Annotated in this window: 1 protein-coding gene; it reads left to right on the top strand. The window is 57.3% G+C overall.

Translation table 11 applies throughout. From position 1 onward, the window contains the following. On the top strand, window positions 1-579 hold a 579-nt coding region (locus tag KSF73_17320; GenBank protein MBV1777481.1), incomplete at both ends, for a HAMP domain-containing protein.

Raw genomic sequence — 579 nt, 5'->3', positions numbered from 1 at the left:
CTGGCGTGGGGACACTGGCGATGATCTACCTGCTGTATATCTGGATTATTCTGCCCATCATGCATATGCAGCGCGGATTGGCACGCATGGCGGCCCACGAATTCAGCGCACGGCTGCCGGTCGAATCTAACGACGAATTCGGTGCACTTGCTCTGGGCTTTAATCACATGGCCGATGAATTGCAGGGACTGTATGGCGACCTCGAAGCACGGGTCGAACAAAAAACCAGAGAACTGGAGCTGCAAAACCGCGAGCTGACCACCCTCTACGACATGACCAGCTTCCTGAATCAGCCCTGCGATGTGGAATCCATGTGCAGAGGTTTTCTGAAGCGGGTGATGGAACGCTTTGATGCCGATGGCGGCAGCATCCGCACCCTCGACCCTTCCGGCGAGAAACTGCATATTGTGGTGTCCGAAGGCTTGCCGGTTGATCTGGAGGAGTCAGAACACTGCATGGATGTGCAGGCCTGTCTGTGCGGACAGGCTGTCGGGCAAGGCGTGGTGGTGATTCACGATTTCCGCAAAACCCAGCCCTCGCGTGAACTCGGCTGCGCCAAGGCCGGATTCCGCGCGCTAT

The sequence above is a fragment of the Burkholderiaceae bacterium DAT-1 genome (assembly GCA_019084025.1).
GTDB lineage: Bacteria > Pseudomonadota > Gammaproteobacteria > Burkholderiales > Chitinimonadaceae > DAT-1.
This window is presented reverse-complemented; position numbering and strand designations above follow the sequence as displayed.